Origin of the sequence: Paraburkholderia antibiotica, assembly GCF_012927125.1 — a bacterium.
GTDB classification, from domain to species: domain Bacteria; phylum Pseudomonadota; class Gammaproteobacteria; order Burkholderiales; family Burkholderiaceae; genus Paraburkholderia; species Paraburkholderia antibiotica.
Genome location: NZ_JABBFZ010000006.1, coordinates 74767 through 96899 on the forward strand (window position 1 = coordinate 74767; position 22133 = coordinate 96899).

The 22133-nt window shown below is 59.8% G+C and carries 14 protein-coding genes; 13 read left to right on the top strand and 1 reads right to left on the bottom strand.

Annotated elements, in window-relative coordinates; genetic code table 11:
* Positions 1-15 precede the first annotated feature (15 nt).
* The 4 genes from HHL14_RS12900 (at position 16) to HHL14_RS12915 (ending at position 3330) form a co-directional block, all read left to right on the top strand.
* On the top strand, positions 16-225 hold the full coding sequence (locus HHL14_RS12900) for a 2-hydroxymuconate tautomerase family protein (protein WP_169497998.1): 210 nt from the start codon (positions 16-18) through the stop codon (positions 223-225).
* Positions 226-295: 70 nt separating this feature from the next.
* Complete coding sequence (locus HHL14_RS12905; protein ID WP_169497999.1) at positions 296-943, top strand: glutathione S-transferase family protein; 648 nt, start codon at positions 296-298, stop codon at positions 941-943.
* An 81-nt stretch (positions 944-1024) separates the two neighbouring features.
* On the top strand, positions 1025-2059 hold the full coding sequence (locus HHL14_RS12910) for a cyclase family protein (RefSeq protein WP_206002303.1): 1035 nt from the start codon (positions 1025-1027) through the stop codon (positions 2057-2059).
* Between the two features lie 20 nt (positions 2060-2079).
* On the top strand, positions 2080-3330 hold the full coding sequence (locus tag HHL14_RS12915) for an MFS transporter (RefSeq protein WP_169498001.1): 1251 nt from the start codon (positions 2080-2082) through the stop codon (positions 3328-3330).
* Between the two features lie 571 nt (positions 3331-3901).
* Here the strand turns inward: HHL14_RS12915 and HHL14_RS12920 are convergent.
* Complete coding sequence (locus tag HHL14_RS12920; RefSeq protein ID WP_169498002.1) at positions 3902-4213, bottom strand: hypothetical protein; 312 nt, start codon at positions 4211-4213, stop codon at positions 3902-3904.
* Between the two features lie 594 nt (positions 4214-4807).
* Between HHL14_RS12920 and HHL14_RS12925 the strand changes: the two genes are divergently transcribed.
* The 9 genes from HHL14_RS12925 (at position 4808) to HHL14_RS12965 (ending at position 21890) form a co-directional block, all read left to right on the top strand.
* Entirely contained in the window at positions 4808-5383 is a 576-nt protein-coding gene (locus HHL14_RS12925) for a hypothetical protein (RefSeq protein WP_169498003.1), read from the top strand.
* Between the two features lie 45 nt (positions 5384-5428).
* The gene (locus HHL14_RS12930; protein WP_169498004.1) at positions 5429-5977 is read left to right on the top strand and encodes an alpha/beta hydrolase family protein; all 549 of its coding nucleotides are present in this window, start codon (positions 5429-5431) and stop codon (positions 5975-5977) included.
* Between the two features lie 514 nt (positions 5978-6491).
* Positions 6492-7082, top strand: coding sequence for a hypothetical protein (locus tag HHL14_RS12935; RefSeq protein ID WP_169498005.1), 591 nt, complete (start codon positions 6492-6494; stop codon positions 7080-7082).
* Positions 7083-7118: 36 nt separating this feature from the next.
* Entirely contained in the window at positions 7119-7721 is a 603-nt protein-coding gene (locus tag HHL14_RS12940) for an alpha/beta hydrolase family protein (protein WP_169498006.1), read from the top strand.
* 342 nt (positions 7722-8063) lie between these two features.
* Positions 8064-8744 carry a hypothetical protein gene (locus HHL14_RS12945; protein ID WP_169498007.1) on the top strand — a complete coding sequence of 227 codons (681 nt, stop codon included), beginning with the start codon at positions 8064-8066 and terminating at the stop codon, positions 8742-8744.
* Positions 8745-8777: 33 nt separating this feature from the next.
* Positions 8778-16751 carry a putative Ig domain-containing protein gene (locus HHL14_RS12950; RefSeq protein ID WP_169498008.1) on the top strand — a complete coding sequence of 2658 codons (7974 nt, stop codon included), beginning with the start codon at positions 8778-8780 and terminating at the stop codon, positions 16749-16751.
* A gap of 156 nt (positions 16752-16907) precedes the next feature.
* Entirely contained in the window at positions 16908-19046 is a 2139-nt protein-coding gene (locus HHL14_RS12955; protein WP_169498009.1) for a type I secretion system permease/ATPase, read from the top strand.
* A complete protein-coding gene (locus tag HHL14_RS12960) occupies positions 19043-20386 on the top strand; it encodes an HlyD family type I secretion periplasmic adaptor subunit (protein WP_169498010.1) in 1344 nt (447 codons plus the stop codon). Before HHL14_RS12955 ends, HHL14_RS12960 begins: the two co-directional genes overlap by 4 nt.
* Positions 20376-21890, top strand: coding sequence for a TolC family protein (locus tag HHL14_RS12965; protein ID WP_230413017.1), 1515 nt, complete (start codon positions 20376-20378; stop codon positions 21888-21890). Before HHL14_RS12960 ends, HHL14_RS12965 begins: the two co-directional genes overlap by 11 nt.
* The last annotated feature ends 243 nt before the right edge of the window (positions 21891-22133 follow it).

Consider the following 22133-nt stretch of genomic DNA (forward strand, 5'->3'; position numbering starts at 1 on the left):
TTTCAGGAGAACAAAGTGCCCTACGTCAACATCAAGATCACCGATGAAGGTGTGACGCGCGAACAGAAGAAGCAGCTGATCGCGGGCGTGACCGAAGTGCTGCAGAAAACCCTCGGCAAGAACCCGAAAACGACGACCGTCGTGATCGATGAAATCAACGTCGACAACTGGGGCATGGGCGGTCTGCCGGTGCCGGAATTTCGCGAGACCTTGAAGCAGTCCTGAGCAAGTCAGGCGACGCTCCCTGCGAGCCGTCGCCATCATTTTCCTGTGCAGTCATTTGATGGAGGTTGTCATGATCAGCGTGTGGGGCAGAGAGCGCGGTTTGTGCGTGAAGAAGGTCCTCTGGTGCCTGGAAGATCTGGAGCTGAAATTCGACCGGATCGATGCCGGCCGCCAGTACGGCCGCACCAACGAAGAGGAATATCTGAAGATGAACCGCAACGGCCTCGTGCCGACGCTGGTCGACGACGGCTACGTGCTGTGGGAATCAAACTCGATCATGCGCTATCTGGCGATCACGTACGGTCCGGCGTCGTTCTATCCGCTGACGAACGCGAAGCTGCATGCGGACGTGAACCGCTGGCTCGACTGGTCGATGGGCGCGTTGTGGCCGGACATCGTGCCGTTGTTCACGTCGCTGATCCGCACGGCGCCGGAAAAGCGCGACATGAATGCGGTCCGCACCCAGGGCGCGCGCCTGATGAAGAACTGGTCGATCGCCGACGAATACCTCGAAGGCAAGAAGTACATCACCGGCGAAGACTTCACGATCGCCGACATCGCGCTGGGCGTGCTCGCGCAGACCTACAGCACGTTCGAACTCGAAGGCAAGCCGGATCTGCCGAATTTCAACAAGTGGTACGAGCGCATTTCCGAGCGCCCCGGCTTCAAGCGCTACGCGGTGCTGCCGCCGGAACCGGACCCGACGTCGAATCACTAAGCGAAGTCGCGGTGCGCCGGCGCGGACATCCGTTCGCGCCGGCACGAAATGGCCATTCACGAAACAGACCACGGAGCATCGATGAGATTCAGCAGACGTCCGGAAGGATCGAACTGGGGAGACTTCGGAGCCGACGATCAGCTCGGCCGACTCAATCTGCTTACGGCACAGAAAGTCCGTGAGGGCGCGGCCGAGGTGCGCGAGGGCAAGTCGTTCTGCCTGAGCCTGCCGCTCGATCTGCCCGGCGGCAGCAAGTGGAATCCCCGTCGCCGTCCGCCGTCGCTGTTTCCGGTGCTGCGTAACAACAAGTCGAATATCGGCTATGAGCTGCGTCAGGACGAACCGTATCTGACCGACGTGCTGTGCGACCATCGCGTGACACTCGATACCCAGTACTCGACGCAGTGGGATGCGCTCTCGCAGGTCGGCAGCCTGTACGACCTGGACGGCGACGGCAACGTGCGCAGCTGCTTCTACAACGGCTTTGCGGCCGAGCGCGATATGTTCGGCCCGCTCGTGCGCGAGCCCGACGCGCATGGCAGCCTGCCGCCCGCACCCACGCGCGCGCTCGGCATCGAACACATGGCGGCGACCGGTGTGCAGGGCCGCGGCGTGCTGATCGATCTCGAAGCCCATTTCGGCTGCGAGAAACGCAAGGTCGGCTACCGCGACCTGATGCACGTGATGGAGCGTGACCGGATCGTCGTCGAGCCGGGCGACATCGTGCTGTTCCATACCGGCTTCGGGCAGATGCTCGTCGACATGAACGGCGACCCCGACGTTGAGCGGCTCGAACACGCGTGCGCCGACCTCGACGGCCGCGACCCCGCGCTGCTGCGCTGGATCGACGAAGCGCAAATCGCCGCGATCGCGGCGGACAATCACGCGGTGGAGGCCTATCCCGGCGGCAAACTCGACGCCGCGCGTTATCCTACGTTGCCGCTGCACGAGCTCTGCCTGTTCAAACTCGGGATTCACCTCGGCGAACTGTGGTATCTCACCCCGCTCGCGCGCTGGTTGCGCGACAATGCGCGGAGCCGCTTTTTGCTCACTGCTCCGCCGTTGCGGCTGACGGGCGCGGTCGCTTCTCCCGTGACGCCCGTCGCAACCGTCTAGAGGCCCATTTTCTACCGTCGATGACTACTTCCACCCCCGCACCCGGCGCAACGGACGCCGCGTGGCAGCGCAATCTGGCCGTCTGCTTCTTCGGCTCCTTCATCAACATCGTCGCGATGACGCTGCTGCTGCCGTTCCTGCCGCTGTACGTCGAGCAGCTCGGGGTGCAGGGGCACGCCGCGATCGTGCAATGGTCCGGCATCGCCTATGGCGCGACGTTCCTGTCCGCCGCGCTCGTCGCGCCGGTGTGGGGACGGCTGGCGGACCGCTACGGCTGCAAGCTGAACCTGATTCGCGCGAGCTTCGGCATGGTCGTGGCGATGTCGCTGATCGGGCTGTCGCAGAACATCTACCAGCTCGTCGCGTTGCGTCTGTTCGTCGGGCTCGCCGGTGGCTACACGTCCGGCTCGTACGTGATCGTCGCCGCGCAGACGCCGAAGGATCGTTCAGCGTGGGCGCTGGGGATGCTGGCCTCGGGCATCATGGCGGGCAATCTGCTCGGACCGCTGCTGGGCGGCGTGCTGCCGCAATGGCTCGGCATCCGGATGACGTTCTTCGTCGCGAGCGGTTTCATCCTGCTCAACCTGATTGCCACCGCGACGCTGATCCGCGAGGATCGCAGCATCGTGGCCGCGAAGAAGAAAGCCAGCGCGGCCGCGGGAGGCAGCGCGATTTCCGGCGCGCGCAGTCTCGTGCTGTCGATGCTCGCGACCGCCGCGCTGCTGATGTTCGCGAACATGTCGATCGAGCCGATCATCACCGTCTACATGCAGCAACTGCTCGGTGAACCGGCCAACGTGACGCTCTACGCGGGCGTCGCGATGTCGGCGGCAGCGCTCGGCAGCATCACGTCGGCCTCCCGACTCGGGAAAATCGCGGACCGGATCGGCGCGATGAAGGTCGTGATCTGTTGCCTCGCGGTGTCGGGGTTGTTGCTGATCCCGCAGGCGTTCGTCACGCATGCGTGGCAACTGATCGTGCTGCGCTTCCTGATGGGGCTGTCGCTGGGCGGGCTGCTGCCGTGTCTGACGTCGATCATTCGTCACAACGTGCAGGACGGCTCGGTCGGGCGCGTGCTCGGCTATTCCACCTCGTCGCAGTACGCGGGACAGGTGCTGGGGCCGGTGGCGGGCGGTTTCGTCGGCGGTCATGTGGGGATGCGTTATGTGTTCCTGATGACTTGTGTTCTGCTGCTCGCGAGTGCTGTGAGCAATGCGATTTTCGCTGGCTCGGCGGCGCGGCGGCCGGAGCGGTCGTCGGTTGCGGGTTGATGCGACGGGGCGGGGCAGCGCGGTTCGCGGGCGGGTGCGCAGTTTCGGTTGATTGCGCATCCGGTGCCTAGGCCGCCACGCTGCCACAACTGGCGGTCGCGCGCTTCGCAGCGCATCCTCAGATTCGAATTTCTCATGCGCGAGGATGCTCGACGCGCTCATCCAGATAGCTTGCCGCGGACGATTCGACTGCCGGCCCAACGCGCTGCCGATGCTGCTCATCGAACACCGGGGCGTGGCATTGGGTATTTATTGAAGTCCTTGAACTGGCGACTTCCAACGGCCGGCACGTTATCAGACGCAGAGCGTTCTTCAACTCGCTTATGGCAGTCAGTTCGTAGATATTTGCGATCGATGCCGCCTTCCTGGAACACGAATCGCGCTCACCGTGGTTTGACAAGGCCCGTCGTCGGTTACCGTGCGCGCTACGGTACGGATAACTCACGCGGCACGGCGATCACATTCATCAGGCTCTGTCGGGCAGGTGCAACGCGGAAATCGAAGGCGCTCGGAAACGTCGGAGAATATCCGCAAACAGAGGCGTCGAATCGAATTCGGCGCCACACGTGAGCTATTCCGCTTCACGCACGCTTGCCGCGAAGATCTCCCACTGCACGACGTTTTCGATAGCCTGGAATAAATCGGCGGCGTCCCTTGCCGGATCAATGCCGCGCCGACCTTCATATAGAGGCACCTTGTCATTGATCGCGTTGCGCTCGGCTGCCAAACGCTTCTCATACTTGTACCTGGCCTTGGCAAAAAACGAGCCGATCAGCCGGCCGTGGAGACGTGGAACATCATCGGGCACCCGCGGTCTCGAACGGCCCTCGTGCGCAGTGCAGTACTGAGTCAGCGTTCTTCTTTTTTCGTGGTGATAATCCACATCGCATCTCAGTACCCCGAAGACCAGCGATAGAGAACTCTCCTTAACTCGGCGACATGGATGTTGTGTTGAACGTTTGTACTGAAATATTTTTATCTATTATGCATTATTAATGTTAAACAATGACAGGCGTGTCTGAATTTATTGGCAGTTCGTCGCTATTTTCTAAGTGGCGCGGTAACGTAAACGTATGAATATGAATTTTCCGCTTGAAATTTTCGAACGCGGCCAAAAATTCACGGGCTGCCAAGAGCGACTATGAAGAGAGCATATAAGGGCTCCGTTATTGTTTGCTCAGTTAGTACCAGGTATGGTCGCGATCATAAGATCCCCTCGGCACATCCCTAATCTAGATGAACTTCAGCATATCAATGGCACTTCTTCGATGCCAACGGTGCTTGTTTCGCACGGCACTAATGCAAAGGCGTTTTTAACAGAGCGATGCTATTAAAACGACGTTAGTCGAGTTTATGCTGGTACTTCGGAGCGTAAAAATTGAGGGGTAAAAGGCAAAGTTTTCGAGTAGCAGCAGTTTCGCTGTTACTCGTGGTACTAACGGGATGTCAGTTAGCTGCTGTGCCGGTTGTAACGGCGATGCACGTCGCAAACGTAGCGGATCAGCATGCAGCCGGAAAGCGGGCGGAAAAACTGTGGGATCAGCAACTGGCTGAAATGCGGGAGATGCAAGCGCGGGGCGATCCGATGGGGGACTATCTTTACGCGCTTGGAAATGCTCAGGGGTGGATTAACGATACGAGTGACCCATTGAAGATCCGCGATTTGCTCGCCAAAGCAGCGCAAGAAGGATCGAGCGACGCGAAGATTGTTTTGGGGATTTACTATGCCGCAGGCGCAGTGCCGGGCCAAGGGGCACGTGCGATATGGCTTCCAGAAGAATTTCGAGACCAGGGACGAGGTCTTGCGCTAATTCGTGAAGGCATGCAGACCCGTTGTACTTACGCGGAACCTGTTGTTAAGGCGTATAGCAACCAGACCTATCTCCGTTATGTTTCCGGGGCCGCAAGAATCTCGTACCTGTTTCGGGACGGTCAAAATAGTAGGGATGCGGCAGGCCATTTTTACCCTGTAGTACAGAAAGATGCGCGACTCGCAGAAGAGTGGCACGTCCTTGATATGGCGTGTCGGGCATCTGGTGCTACCAGTGAATAAGCGGGAAAAAGTTAACCTCATTGATTAGTGTTATCTGGAGAACGAATGACTACTGAAGGTACGCTCCCCGGCCAGCTAACGGGTATGCAACTGGCGAAAGCCGCCTACCCCACCAATCCGAACAACCCACTTCCGGCGAACGAACAGGTTTCGTCGGATTGGGTCGATGTGTCTGTGCTCGTGAATTTTCTTCAGCCGGGCTATAACACACAGTACAAATTGAACTCAGATGGGACACCCTCGACCACTCTAGAAAATCAGTTTGTCATTAAGGTCAATCAATCCACGAAACAGATTGTTATCTCTTTCAAGGGATCTGACGCATTATCGAACTGGACATCAGACCTGACCGACGGTGGCGCCAGTGAATACCTGAAGATCGTTGACCAGGTACAGGCTGCCTACGACGCATTAAGTGCCGATTCGGTTTTCGCTGGATATACGTTCTCGACCACTGGCCACAGTCTTGGCGGCGCAATGGCGCAAACGTTTGCCCTCAAAAACGGACTCGATGTGCAGGTTTATAACAGCCTGCCCATACCATCTTCGCTTGTTGCGAACGGTATTTCGGCTCGACCGATATCGATGCCCTGATCGGGCAATGGCAGGCGGATGGGCGCATGGTGTCAGATGTTCGTACGTCAAATGACATTGCAACGTTTTCTAGCCGACATCGATCTGCGGACTTTGCCTTTCATCGAAAACGGGGCGACCTGTCGCATATCTGCCGGGTACGTACCTGCTCGAAACATTGAAAACAATCGCGCTAACTGGCCTTTTGCCGTTGTCATTGCCCGTATTCGTTATCGATCACACGATGGCGTCGAACATATATTCCTGAATTTTATGCGAATTATATATTTGTCACTTTTTTACAAACTGAGCGATGAATTTATGTGATTATTTAATGCATCGTTGTATAGACGTAAGGTTTCGATGCGGAGTTGGATTTCTCGCGCATGCCTTCAAACGAAGGATTGCATAACCAGTACAAGAGATCTTTGATCGAGCGTGAAAAAAAACTCATTACCAAATTCTGGTTGACGCAACGATTTCACTGCTGTTGCTCATTTCGATATCCGGCTGCCAACTGGCTGGAGTACCCGTCGTGACGGCGATGCACGTCGCAAACGTAGCGGATCAGCATGCAGCCGGAAAGCGGGCAGAAAAACTGTGGGATCAGCAACTGGCTGAAATGCGGGAGATGCAGGCTCGGGGCGATCCCATGGGAGACTACCTTTACGCGCTTGGAAATGCTCAGGGGTGGATTACCGATACGAGCGACCCATTGAAGATCCGCGATTTACTCGCCAAAGCGGCGCAAGAAGGATCGAGCGACGCGAAGATTGTTTTGGGGATTTACTATTTCCGTGGAGTGGTTCCGAGTTCATTCGTTGGAATGCGCGTGGTCTGGCTTCCAGATAACCTTGTCGATCATCAACGTGGTCTGCAGCTCATACGTGAGGGTATGCGTGTTCGCTGTACATATGCGGAGCCAGTTGTCTCCGGGTATAGCAATCGCAGCTATCTGCGATATGTTTCCGCTGCGGATGAGATATGGCCGAGTTTTAGAGATGGTCAATACCGACGAGATGCCGCCGGAAATTACGTAACCATACTTGAAAAAAATCCTCGTCTCGAAAAAGAGTGGCATGACCTAGATACGCAATGTCACGCTTCTGGTGCGGCACGCGAGTAGCACTCAAAACGGCAATAAAAAAGGAGAAGGCAAGACATGGTAGCAATAAGTTCACTCCCTGATCAGGCCACGGGGATGCTCCTTGCGATGGCTGCATATCCCGATCCGACGCAATCGCGTCCTGCCAATGAGCAAATGCCGTTGGGATGGAAGGACGTTGCAACTGTTGTAAATGATTTGTCTGTCGGCTATGGTGATCAAATAAACTCGTCCGGCGATTTGGAAAACCGATTTGTCATCCTGATAAATCAGAATACCAAACAGGTCGTCATTTCCTTCAAAGGCTCAGATGCATTGTCCAACTGGACATCGGATTTGACCAATGGTGGCGCGAGTGAATACCTCAAAATCGTTGCGCAAGTGCAAGCCGTATATGATGAACTGGTAGGCGGTCCTCTGTTCGCGGGCTACTCGTTCTCCACGACCGGTCACAGTCTCGGCGGCGCGATGGCGCAAACGTTTGCGCTTGCGAACGGGCTGGACACGCAGGTTTACAACAGTCTTCCCATCCCCCCTGCGATTATCGCAAGCGGGTATTTCGGCTCGACTGATATCGACGCCGTCATTGGGCAGTGGCAGGCGGATGGGCATGTCGTGTCAGATGTTCGCACGCCAAATGACATCGCAGCGTTTTTCTAGCAGGAACCGATCCGCGGACTTTGCCTTTCATCGGAAACGGGGCGACCTGTTACTTATCTCCCGGGTACGTACCTGCCCAAAACATTGAAGACAGCCGCGTTAACTGACCCTTTGCCGTTGTCATTGCCCCGTATTCGTTATCGATCACGATGGCGTCGCTCATATATTCACGAATTTTATGCGAATTAAATATTTTCCATTGTTTAACAAACTTAATTATGGATTTATGTGATTATTTACTATTCGTTGTATAGACGTAAGATTTCGATGCGAGGCTGGATTTCTCGCGAATGTCTTCAAACGAAGGACTGCATAACCCGCACAAGAGATCTTTAATCGAGCGTGAAAAAAACTCATTGCCAAATTCTGGTTGGCGCAACGATTTCACTGCTGTTGCTCATTTCGATATCTGGCTGCCAACTGGCTGGAGTGCCCGTCGTGACGGCGATGCACGTCGCAAACGTAGCGGATCAGCATGCAGCCGGGAAGCGGGCGGAAAAACTGTGGGATCAGCAGCTTGCTGAAATGCGAGAGATGCAGGCGCGAGGCGACCCGATGGGAGACTATCTCTACGCGCTTGGGAATGCTCAGGGGTGGATTAAGGATACGAGCGACCCATTGAAGATCCGCGATTTGCTCGCCAAAGCGGCGCAAGAAGGATCGAGTGACGCGAAGATTGTTTTGGGGATTTACTATTTTGTCGGCGCAATTCCTCATCAAGGGACAAGATCAATTTGGCTCCCTGACAGTCTCCGTGATCATCAACACGGACTTCAACTTATTCGTGAGGGTATGCAAGCTCGCTGTACCTATGGGGAACCCGTAGTTTCTGCGTATGGCAATCGCGCATATTTACGTTACATCTCTGCTGCGTCAAGGATTTGGCCATACTTTCGGGATGGACAATATCGGAAAGAGGCAAATGGCAACTACATAACCATCCTTGATAAAGATCCTCGTCTGGAAAAAGAGTGGCGTGACCTAGATTCGAAATGCCTCGCCTCTGGCGCGACAAGCGAATAACGTCCCAATCGGTAAAAAAGGAAAATCCAAGTAATGGCAACAACGACAAATTCACTTCCTGATCAGGCTACGGGGTTGCGCCTCGCGATGGCGGCATACCCTGCTCCGACAAACTCGCTTCCGATCGATGAGCAAGTGCCACCGGGCTGGTTGGATATTACGGCTGTTGTAAGTGATTTTGCGGACGGTTACGGTGATCAGGTGAATTCGTCTGGGGTTTTGGAAAACCGCTTTGTTGTAGAGATTAACCAGAATACGAAGCAGATTGTGATTTGCTTTAAGGGTTCGGATGCGTTGTCCAACTGGACATCGGATTTGACCAATGGAGGCGCGAGTGAATACCTCAAAATCGTTGAGCAAGTGCAAGCTGTATATGATGAACTGGTAGGCGATCCTCTGTTCGCAGGCTACTCGTTCTCCACGACCGGCCACAGTCTCGGCGGCGCAATGGCGCAAACGTTTGCGCTTGCGAACGGGCTGGATACGCAGGTTTACAACAGTCTTCCCATCCCCCCTTCGATTATCGCGAACGGGTATTTCGGCTCGACCGATATCGATGCCCTGATCGGGCAATGGCAGGCGGATGGGCATGTCGTGTCCGATGTTCGCACGCCAAACGATATTGCAACGTTTTTCTATCAGGCCCCGATCTGGGGACCTTACCTTTCACAGGAAACGGGGCAACCCGTTACCTACCTGCCGGGCGCGTACCTGCCAGAAGCATTGAAGACTGTCGCGCTAACGGGCCTTTTACCGCTGTCATTGCCGGCATTCGGCCTTGATCATACGATGGGGATGCTGTTTGCAGCCCAGGCTGGACTGAGCATCGACCCGGCCACTGGAAACTACATTATCCCTGCTGGGCAGCAGGATTTTGCAGCGGTGCCAAGTTCGGCGAGGGATGAGCTCTCGCAACTGAGTTCGAGCCCGGTTGTCAACGTCGTGTCCGACTCGGACGGGACGTACACCGTAACGCGGCAGGACGGCTCAACTCAATGGATCAGCGTTGATTCTAAAACTGGCGAAACGATCGTCCAGCAGAGCGGGTTCTTCGGCGTAACGCAGCTCACCGTGAAAGCCGATGGCAGCTACACGGAAGTGGTGCGCACACCGGACGGTACGATAGGCCAATATACGGTCAATGCACTGGGTACCATTGTTGGCTATCTGCCGGCCGTACCTGTCGGGGTAACCCTCAATCCGAACCAGTTTTATGTTGATCCGATTGCAGACACTCTCGATGTGATCTCTGCCGTGACCGGAGTTTCCATTTCGGCGTTGATGGGCCTGAACAGCGACCTTGGCTTGCTGTCAAGCTCACAGCAGATTGCGGTTGGCCAGATCATCAACCTTCCGGCGGCAGACAACAGCCAGTCGCCGACAATCACGGTCAACCCGAATCCGCAGGCGCAGACTTCGGTTAGCAATGAGAACCAGCTGGCCGACAACGCAGCTGGCGGTTACGTCGAAAAGAGCGCAACTAGCAGCATCGGTTTTACCGACAGCACGCTCAACAATACAGATTTTGCTTCCTCGCAGATGGGTAGCCTCGCTTCTGGCGGTGTGCGCCCGGGAGAGGTGCAACTGGATCCGAACGCGCAGCCGGGCAGCTACCTGGGGCAGTTCTATATCGATCCCGCTACCACCGACGATCCCTACGCGGGATTGATCAATGCCGCCACGCTCAACGGGCTCGCGGCGATGACCACGGTCAATACCTACGTCGATCCGATCCTGCTTGATCTGACGGGCAACGGCGTACATATGACGGACATCGCCAATGGCGTGCTGTTCGATACAGATCATAGCGGTACCCTCAAGCGCACCGGCTGGGCCGATACGACCACCGGCATGCTGGTGTATGACGACGGCAGCGGGCAGATCCATGACGTAAGCCAGATGCTCTCCGAGTATTTCGGCGGTCAGGCGGGCAGCAACGGCGGTCCCGGCCAGACGCCGTTCAAGGACGGTTTCGCGGCGCTGGCGAGCCTCGACGCCAATCACGATGGTGTGATCGACAGCAGCGATCCCGTCTGGAATCAGCTCAAGGTCTGGGTCGATGCAAACCACGACGGCAAGGCCGATGCGGGCGAACTGATGACGCTCGACCAGCTCGGTATTACCCAAATCAATGTGAAGGCGGTCGCGGCCCCCATCGGCGAGACGCTTGACGGTAATGAAGTCCTTGCCAGTGCCAGTTTCGTCATCAACGGCCAGACCCGAGAGGCGCTGGCGGTTGATTTCCTGAGCGCGCCGGTCAGCAATACGTTTGCCACGCAGGGCGATGGCACCATGGTCACGTCTACAAGCGGGGCGTCGACCACGACGGCGTACACGAGCAGCAGCGCAGCGGATGAAACACTCGACGCAGGCGCGCTGGGCGTGAACAACATCTACGCGGGCCGTGGCAACGACACCCTCATCGCAGCGGCGGATGGCAGCTGGCTGGTGGGCGGTGGCGGTAGCAACAACTACATTGGCGGAGCGGGCAACGACGTTTTCGTGGTCAGCGCAAAGGATAACCCGCAGAACATCCACGGCAATGGGGGCATCGATACCGCGATCATCGTCGGCAACGAAGGCGTCACACTGAATATGGCGCAGGCGGGCCTCACCATCGCAGAAGGCGGTGCGGGTGACGACGTGATCATGAGCGGCGGTCGCGCGGGCGTCTATATCAAGGGGGGATCGGGCGACGACACGCTGATCGGTGGGGCCGGTAGCGATGTGATCGTCGGCGGTTCGGGCCACAACACGATCATTGGCGGCACCGGTCAGGCGGTCATCTATGCGGGTCCCAATGGCGATACCATTTACGGGGCGGCGGGCGACTCGATCATCTACGCTGGCGGCGGCGATGACCACATCTATGCGGGCAATGGCAACGACGAGATCGTGGTCGGGCGCGGCAATGCCACCATCGACGGTGGTGGCGGCATCAATATGGTCACCTTCCACGGCAGCTATGGCGACTATGAGATTGTCGCGGTCAATGGCGGCTACCGGGTAACAGACAAGATCGCCGATCGCGACGGCAGTGTGTTTCTGACCAACATCCAGAAACTGAATTTTGCCGATATCTCCGCAGTCGATCTGACCTTGCCCAATGCCATGCCGGTTGCCGATAACCTCACGCAGGATGCGGCGGGGCAGGCATTTGATCACGCGCAGGTCCACCTGATCTCGGCGGCCCAACTGCTGGCGAATGACCAGCGCATGGCGAGTCAGGGGCCGCTCCATATCACGGAAGTGGGGGATGCCATTGGTGGCACAGTCAGCCTCACGCAGGCAGGTGACGTACTTTTCACGCCGGATCCGACGTTCACCGGCATGATGAGCTTCAAGTACGGCGTCGCAGATGCCAATGGTAACGTGGCAGCCACAGTGGAGAACCTTGCGAACGGCCAGACTGCGCCGATGCGTGCGAGCGTGACGCTGCTCACCGAGGAACTGCCCGCCGATCCGCTGCTGTCGCAGGAGTGGTACCTGACCGATGCAGACATCCTGCCCGTCTGGGCCGACTACACCGGCAAGGGTGTGCGCATCGGCGAATTCGAGCCTGGCGGCACATTCGCCACCGGCCCGGAAACCTTCGACTATAACCACGCCGACCTGGCGGCCAATGTCGATCCGGCGTGGCTGGCCACGCAGCAGGCCAACGGTACGCTACCCGATGCCATCTCCAATCATGCGACCATGGTGGCGGGTGTCATGGTCGCCGCGAACAATGGAACCGGCGGCGTGGGCGTCGCTTACGATGCCACGCTTGCTGGCTACTACCTGGCTAACGACGGCAGCGATCTGTCGGGGCTTGGCCACATGGTCAGCTACGATATCGCGAATAACAGTTGGGCATTCACCCAGGATTTCGCGGGTGGACAGGACAAGTCCCTGCTCTCGAATGCACAGTACGCTGCCGACAACGGTCGGGGAGGTCTTGGTACCGTGATTGTTGCCGCGGGCGGCAACTCACGGGCGACAGGTGGTAGTGCCCAAGGCTCGATCACCAACAACAACCGGTTCACGATTGAAGTCGGTGCGATCAACGCGCAGGGCGATCTGTCGACGCTGCAGATCGGTTCGACGCCGTTCTCCAGCCCGGGCGCGAGCCTGCTGGTATCGGCGCCGGGTAGCAATATCACCAGCACCAGCGAGATGTTGCTGACCGATCAGGGTTCGACCTTCGGCAGCGACTACAGCACCATGCAGGGCACCAGTTTTGCGACGCCGATCGTGTCGGGCATCATCGCGTTGATGCTGGAGGCGAACCCGAACCTTGGCTATCGCGACGTGCAGGAAATCCTGGCGCTGACCGCGCGCAAGATCAATGATCCAGCCACAAGCTGGAGCACGAACGGCGCGACTAACCTGAATGGCGGCGGCATGCATGTCAGCAATGACTACGGCTTCGGTGAGGTCGATGCGCGTGCGGCCGTGCGTCTTGCCGAAACATGGATGACCCAGCAGACGGGGGCCAACGAGCGCGTCTACGCTGCGCAGAGCACCGCGCCTGCACAGACCATTACAGCGGGTGGCACGCTCGCATCGAGCCTCACGCTCAATGCCGGCCTGAGCGTCGAACACGTTGAGGTTGACCTCGACCTGCTCGTTGGACGTCTGGGCGACGTGGTGGTGACGCTGATCGCGCCGGACGGCACGCGCAGCATCCTGCTGGATCGCGAGGGCAAGATTCCGGACGGCGTGACGGGTGCAAGCGACTCGGATGTGGGCGACACCCGCTCGGGCGAGCTTCAGTACACCTTCATGACCACACACGACTGGGGCGAACAGTCGAGTGGTACCTGGACGCTGGAGGTTACCGACGCGGCGACCGGCGAGCCGGTCACGCTCAACAGCTGGGGGCTGCGCACGTATGGCAGCGCGACCACGGCAGACGATACCTACTTCTACACCGACGAGTATGCGTCGCTGGTCGCATCGGATCCGTCGCGCGCGGTGCTCAACGATGCGGTGGACGGGGTGGCCGGCGGCCGCAACACGATCAATGCGGCCGCAGTGACGGGGGACACCACGATCAATCTGCGTACTGGCGTCGCCAGTATTGGCGGCACCGCGCTGTCGATCGTCAACCCGGACCAGATGCAGAATATCGTCACCGGTGACGGCAACGATACGCTGGTTGCCAACGACGCGGATGCGCTACTTGACGGTGGACGCGGCCAGAATACGCTGATGGGCGGTGCGGGCAAGGATCTGTTCGTTGTGCACCGGCGTGATGGCGGCCTGGACACGATTGTCAATTTCAGCGCCGCGCGCGGCGAGATGATCGACCTTGTTGGGTTCACCGGCGCAAACTTTAGCGACCTGGTGCTGACCCAGCAGGGCACAGATGTGGTGATCGACCTCGGCGCTGGCCAGCGCATCGTGCTGCAGAACATAGACATGGCGTCGCTCACGGCAGACCGGTTTGCCTTCCAGGATACGTTTGTCGCGCCCGCAGCCTATGTAACCAGCGGCGCAACCGACACCACGCCCCTCGAGGGGATGGGCGTCGTCACGCTTGACGGCGGCGCGGCTGGCGTGTCGCTGACAGGCTCGAGCTGGTCGCTGGCCGGTACCGTCTACAGCCATGATTCGGCGAGCTCGGATCTCTTTGTGATCGCGAAGCAGAATGGCGTCAGTGATTACCGGAATGCGCTGCGCGGCTTCCGGGAGGGCATTGACAAGCTGGATCTGCGCGCCCTCGGCATTACGGACTTCAGCGACCTGGTGCTCGCGCAATCGGATCGCGGCGTCATGAACGGGGTGGCAAGTATCCACGGTGTGTATGTGAGCAGCATTTCGCTGGGTACGACCGGCCAGCCGTTGCCGCTGGTGTACCTCGACGCGCTGGACCCGTCGCAGCTCAATGCTTCCGATTTCCTGTTCTCACAATCGTCGCCGGATCTCGCGGGTGAAATCACCGATCCTGTTACCGACGACACGTCGCCGGGAAATGGCGCAAACCCGACTTCGCAGGCCCCGATTGTCGCGTACCCTCTTGTTGCGCAGACCCTCGCAGCAGGGATGGCCTGGACTTTCGCACTGCCTGCCGGTCTTTTCATTGAGCCAGTCGTTGGCGACACGCTGACCTATACGGCTACTCTGTCGAACAGCCAGCCACTGCCCGACTGGCTGACGTTCGATCCGCTCACGCAGAGCTTCAGCGGCACGCCGCCCGACCAGACTACCGGATCGCTCGCGTTGACGATTACCGCGACCGACCTGGGTGGACTGTCAACCAGCGTACCCCTCGGTCTGCAGGTCACCGCCGTCAACCACACGCCGGTTGTCAATGGTTTCCTCGGATTCCAGATGCTCAACGCGGGGACCGCATGGGATTTTGCGCTGCCTACCAATCTCTTCACCGAGCCGGTGGCGGGCGATACCCTGACTTATACGGCCACGCTAGCGAACGGGCAGCCGCTTCCCGATTGGCTGACGTTCGATCCGCTGACGCAGCACTTCAGTGGTATGCCTACCGATCAGGCTACTGGCTCGTTCGCGCTGAAGATTACGGCGACCGAGCTTGGCGGCCTGTCTACTAGCACAACGATGAATCTGCTGGTCAGCGCGGTCTACCAGGCGCCGACCGTGACGCAGACGCTCACGACGCAGACGTTTTCAGTTGGGAATGCGTGGAGCTATGCGCTGCCGGATACCCTGTTCAACGAGGCGATCGCGGGTGATTCCCTGCGCTATACGGCAACGCTGTCGAACGGCCAGCCACTACCTGCCTGGCTCACATTCGATCCAGTCAACCTGACTTTCAGCGGGACGCCGACCGATCTGGCGGTCGGGGCACTCGCAGTGACGATCACCGCCAGCGATCTGCTCGGCCTGTCCGCGAAGACGACCTTGAACCTTCAGGTTGATCCGGTCCATCAGGATCCGGTTCCCGTCGTGCCGCTGCCGGCTGCAGACGCTTACCAGTTGATCGCGCAGGGGCTTTCGTGGAGCTATGCGTTGCCCGCCGCCCTGTTTAGCCAGCCGGCGGTGAGCGAGCCACTGAGCTATACGGCGACCCTCGCGGACGGTAGCGCTTTGCCGGACTGGATGCAATTTAATCCCGCCACACTGACCTTCAGCGGCACGCCGACGCAAACGCTGGCTCCTGAGAACATCCTCATCACGGCTTCCGGCGCAGACGGGTTCTCGTCCTCGACCACGCTGAATCTGCAGGTGCAGGCTCACGTCTTGAGCGTCGCCGGGACGTTCCAGTCCGTCACTGCACAGGCCGCAGATACAGCGATCGTAGAAAGCGGCCTCCTCGCGAAAGTGAGCGCGGGTAACGATGATCATGTCCTGCTTGTCACGGGTCAGAGCGCTTCGGCCACACTGGGCAACGGAAACAATCAGGTCGTCCTCAGCGGACAGATGGGGACACTGCAACTGGGCGATGGCGACAACACGGTGCATATGCTTGGAACCGGCACAGTAACCGTTGGCAATGGCAGCAATGTCGTGATCATGGGCACTGGAACCATGACGACATTGAACGCGGGGAACGGCGACAACGTGATCTCGATTGGCGGGTTTCTGGACACGGCCACGGTGGGGACAGGCAACAATTCAGTCACGGTAACAGGCCGCTCTGTGAGCCTGACGCTTGGTGACGGGACGGACATGGTGACGCTCGCTGGGGATGTCGATCAGGTGACTGTCGGGCATGGCACCTATCAGCTGGAATACAGCGGAGGCTTCGGTGTGCTGCACTTCGGCGCGGACGTGAACGCTGACCAACTGTGGTTCCAGCATGTTGGCCAGGATCTGGAGATCGATGTGCTGGGCTCGACCGAGAAGGTCACGCTGAAGAACTGGTACGCAGGCGCAGGGGAGCACGCCAGTACCCTCACGACCGGCGACGGCCATATGCTGTCCGACACGGGTGTTGAGCAACTTGTCCAGGCGATGGCAGCTTTTGCTCCACCGGCATCCGGCCAGACGACGCTCACTGCCGCACAGCAGGCGGCAGTGCAGCCGGTCCTGGCCGCCAACCTGATGTAAGCCTCAAGCCCGCCAGTTGCTTCCTGACTGGCGGGCCGACGCTTCGTTCAAGGCTCGGACCATGAGAGCCGGGTTCATCCCGCCAAGGGCGCTGCCTGTTTCTGTGCCGGCAGATACGCCCCGCGCGGTGAGATTTTCCCCAATGCAATTCCAATCATGACGGCATTTCCGGATTCAGGTTTGTGGGCGCTGAAGTCCATGGCAGCCTTGCACGGTATCGCAGTAGACGAGGCGCAACTGCGCCACACGTTCGGACAGGATCTTTTCGACACCCAGCGGATTCTTCTGTCGGCGCAGTCGCTGGGTATGAGCGCGCGGGCTATCCGGCAAGATCCCGTGCGGCTGGACAAGGCTCCGCTGCCGGCAATCGCGCAGGAGCAGGCGAGCGGCTGCTATTTTGTGGTCGGCCAGTACCAGACGCGACCGGATGGCTCGGTCCATCTGCTCGTGCAGTCCGCGGGCGAGCCGCCGCGCGTGATTGCTCTGGCGGATTTTCTGGCGCTATGGTCGGGAGACCTGATCTTTTTCGCGAGCAAGGCCAGCTTTGTCAGCGCGATGGCGAAGTTCGACTTCTCGTGGTTTATCCCGTCCATCGTCCGCTATCGCCGGCTGCTAGGGGAAATCCTGCTCATCTCTCTGGTGCTGCAGATCATCGGCCTCGTGACGCCCATGTTTTTCCAGGTCGTGATGGACAAGGTGCTGGTCAATCATGCCATGAAGACCCTGCATGTCGTGGCGATCGGCCTGATCTTCGCGACGCTGTTCGAGGCGGTACTGAACGGCATCCGCAGTTGGGTGTTCGCTCATACGAGCAGCAAGATCGATGTTGAACTGGGCGCGCGTCTGTTCCGTCATCTGCTGGCGTTGCCGCTCGCGTACTTTCAGGCGCGCCGCGTAGGCGATTCGGTTGCGCGCATCCGCGAACTCGAGAACATCCGCTCGTTTCTGACCGGCAACGCGATGACTCTCGTGCTCGACATGACGTTCTCGGTCGTATTTCTCGCAGTGATGCTGTGGTACAGCGTGTGGCTCACGCTCATCGTCGTCGCGTCCATTCCGCTGTACCTGCTGCTTTCGCTGCTATTCACCCCGGTCATCCGCGCGCGCCTGAACGAGAAGTTCAACCGCAGCGCCGAGAACCAGTCGTTTCTGGTAGAGACGATCAGCGGCATCGACACGGTCAAGGCGATGGCAGTCGAGTCGCGCTGGATCCAGAAGTGGGAGAAGCAACTCGCGGCGTATGTGAGCGCGGGACTGTCGGTGACCAATGCGACGACGCTCGCCAGCGGCGGCGTGACACTCATCAGCAAGCTGGTGACGGCGGCGATCATGTGGATCGGGGCGACGCAGGTGATCGACGGCAAGCTGACGGTGGGCGAACTGGTCGCTTTCAACATGCTCGCGGGCCAGGTCTCCAGTCCGATCCTGCGGCTTGCGCAGTTGTGGAACGACTTTCAGCAGGTCGGTATCTCGATGGGGCGTCTGGGCGACATCCTCAATGCGCGCACCGAAGTAGCCGGGCAGAAGACACGTCTGCCGCAACTCGCGGGTGCCGTCACGTTCGATCAGGTGTCGTTCCGTTATCGGCCTGACGCCGCCGACGTGCTCAGAAGCATCTCGCTTGCCGTTGCGCCAGGTGAGGTGATTGGAATCGTGGGCCGCTCGGGCTCGGGAAAGAGCACGCTTACACGACTGGTCCAGCGGCTGTACGTGCCGGACCGGGGTCGCGTGCTTATCGACGGGCAAGACATTGCGATCATCGACACGGCCTCGCTGCGCCAGCAGATCGGGGTCGTGCTCCAGGAGAACACGCTCTTCAATCGCACGGTACGCGAAAACATCGCGCTGACCCACCCCACGCTACCGATCGAAGCGATCGTGGAGGCTGCGAAGCTGGCAGGGGCGCACGAATTCATCTGCGAACTTCCCGAGGGCTATGACACGGTGGTGGGCGAGCATGGCACGGGGCTGTCCGGCGGCCAGCGCCAGCGCATCGCAATTGCCCGCGCACTGATCAGCAATCCCCGCATTCTGATCTTCGATGAGGCGACCAGCGCGCTGGACTACGAGTCCGAGAAGATTGTCCAGGACAACATGCGGCGTATCTGCCAGGGACGTACGGTGTTGATCATCGCGCACCGGCTGTCGGCGGTACGCGAGGCGAACCGGATCGTCGTCATGGAGCGCGGCCAGATTGCCGAAACGGGCAGCCATGCACAGTTGCTACGCGTGCCGGACGGTATCTACGCACATCTGTACGCGTTGCAGCAGGGCCATGTGGAGTGTGAAGCATGAGCCTGCGTTATCGCTGGCAGGCGGCTGCCGACCTCCTCAGACGTTACCGCGACGTGTGGCGGCACTTCTGGTCCCGGCGCCGTGAACTGGATACGCCGGTGCTGCGTGCCGACGAAGCCGAATTCCTCCCCGCCGCGCTGTCGCTGCAGGCGAGACCGGTTTCGCCCGCAGGTCGCTGGGTCGCCCGCATCCTGATGGCGCTAGTGGCCATTGCGGTGCTGTGGGCAACGCTGGGTCGCGTGGACATCATCGTCAACGGCCAAGGCAAGATTGTGGCGAGTGGCCGGACCAAGACGATCTCATCGGTCGAGGTCGCGAGCGTCCATGCATTACATGTGGAGGAAGGGCGGACGGTGAAGGCGGGCGATACGCTCATCGAGCTGGATACGCGCGAAACCGACAGCGAACGGGACAAGGCCGAAGGGAGCCGCCAGATGGCGCGTGTTCAGGTCGCAGGCGAAGAAAGCCTGCTCGCCGCCATCGCCAGCGGCAAAGCTCCACATCTCGCCCCGCTGCCCGACGTGAGCCCCGAGCGCTGGCAGACGGGAGCGGGTTATCTGGATGACCAGTGGGGCGACTACGTCGCCAAGCGTGCGCGGCTTGCGGGTGACATCGCGCGCTACGGCGCGGCGTTGCCGCTGGCGACCCGTCAGGAGGCCGACTACGCGGAACTGGCAAGGACGCACGATGTATCGACCGATGCGTGGCTCCAGAAGCAGCAGGCTCGCATCGAGATCGCGGGGCAACTTGCGAGCGCGCGCAACCAGCAGGCGGAACTCACCGCCGATACGCGCAAGGCCGCGCAGGACAGGCTCGCGGAAGCCAACCGGCTGCTGGTGACCTCTGCACAGGACGCGCAGCGTGCGAGCGCACACGGTTCGTTGCTGAAGCTGACCTCGCCCGTGAACGGCACGGTTCAACAGCTCGCCGTGCATACGGTGGGCGGCGTGGTGCCCGCGGCGCAGCCGTTGATGCAGATCGTGCCGCACGATTCGAACGTGGAATTTGAGGCGTTCATCGAGGACCGGGATGTGGGCTTCGTACGCGAAGGCCAGCGTGCGGCCGTGAAAATTGATGCCTTCGAGTACACGCGTTATGGCACGGTGCCCGCCGTGGTAAGCCACGTCTCGCGCGACGCGATCGAGGATGAAAAGAAGGGTCTGCGGTATTCGGTCAAGGTCGTACTCGACAAGCCTGAACTGATGGTGGATGGCCGCATGGTGCCGCTCACGCCAGGCATGTCGGGGAGCGTCGAGATTCGCACCGGCACGCGTCGGGTCATCCAGTATGTGCTTTCGCCATTGCTCCAGCATGCCCGGGAGAGCCTGCATGAGCGCTGACCTATACATGGAAATGCGCTGCGTGAGTGACCGTGCAGGGAAGGCAAGGCAAATGGCGCTGGTGGTGCTGGCGGCCACCGCCGTCCTGCTCACGACACACGATGTGAAAGCGTCCGATGTTCTGCCTGAGGTGACGGGACTGCCGGATCTGGTGGCCGATCCACTACTGGCTCGTCCGCCTGTGCTTGATACGGGCGTCGCCCTGCCGGGTGATCGCGAGCGCACGTCGTGTCCGTCAGGTGTGAACCTCGCGGCGCCGCTTTCGCTCGCGGACGCTATTGACGTCGCACTGTGCAGTGATCCCGGTGTGATGCTCGCCTGGGCCAACATCAAGCTCCAGTCCGCCACGGTAGGGGAGGCCCGCGCGGCGTATCTGCCGACGCTAAATGCGTCGGTCACAGGCATGCGCAACGACACGAGCTATCCGGCCTTTCCCGGCTCAGACAGCCATGTGAACGGCCACACCAGCTATGCCGCGCTGAACTGGCGGCTGTTCGACTTCGGTGAGCGCGCAGCGAACCGCAAGGCGGCAAACGACATGCTGGACGCGGCGCTTGCCAGCTATGATGCCGCACTCCAGAAAACGCTCGGGACCACCGTGCAAGCCTGGTTCGATGCCGTGACGGCGCAGGGCGCGAGTCGCGCCCGCACCGAGGCGTCGCGCCTGGCGGGCGAAACGCTGGCGGCAGCGCAACGCCGTGAAGAGAAAGGAGCCACCGGACGCAACGACACGCTGCAGGCGCAGACGGCATTCGCGCGTGCGCGGCTGGCTGCTGAGCGAGCGGCAGGCGAGGCGGACAAAACCATGGCCACGCTTGTCTACACGCTCGGTATTGCGGCGGGAACCCGACTCTTGCTGCCGGAGGACACTCCTGCGCCAACCGCACAAGGTGTCGATGACCTCGCCGCCTGGCTCGACGAGGCGAAACGGCGGCACCCGGCAATCATCGCCGCCGAGAAGCAGTGGCAGGCGACGCGCAGCCGGATTGCGAGCGTCCGTTCGCAGGGGATGCCGACAGTGGACCTCGGGGTCAGCTTTTACCAGAACGGCTATCCGAACCAAGGCCTCCAGACGGCACGTTCGAATACGACGATCATCGGCGTCACACTCACGATTCCGCTGTTCGAGGGGTTTGCTCGGACTTACAAGGTCCGGGAGGCGCAGGCCCAGGCGGAACAGGACGAAGCCCGTATGCAGGACACGGAACGGCAGGTACTGGGCGACGTGGTGAAGGCACACGCTGACGCTGTCGCCTCGCTCGGCGAACTGGATGCGTCGCGCACGCTGCTTGACTCGGCCCAGCTCGCGTTGACGTCTTCGCGCCGACGTTATGATTACGGCGTGGCCGATATTCTCGAAGTCCTCAATGCCCAATCGGCGCTTGCGGATGCGCAGCAGGAGCGCGTGCGTAGCGAGTCGGACTGGCGCTCAGCGCGCCTGAGGCTGCGGGCAGCAGCCGGTGTGCTGGGCCGCCAGCGGCTTGCCGGGATAGACGGTTCATAGCGACGCCTGGGCGGTGCCTGGGCGTGATGCGGTCGCGCTCGTGGGCTCACAACAGGGCAGAACAGAGTCGCTTGGCCGTATCGATCAGGCAATGCACGATGACGACCGTTTCGCTGATGTCGTGCGCCCGGCTGAAACCATATCGACCTGACCGGCGACTATGTACGGCATGCCAGCAAACGCGTCGCCAACGGGCAATTCCGGCTGCTACGCGGCAGAAAGTCGAATGGACCGTCTTGGCAT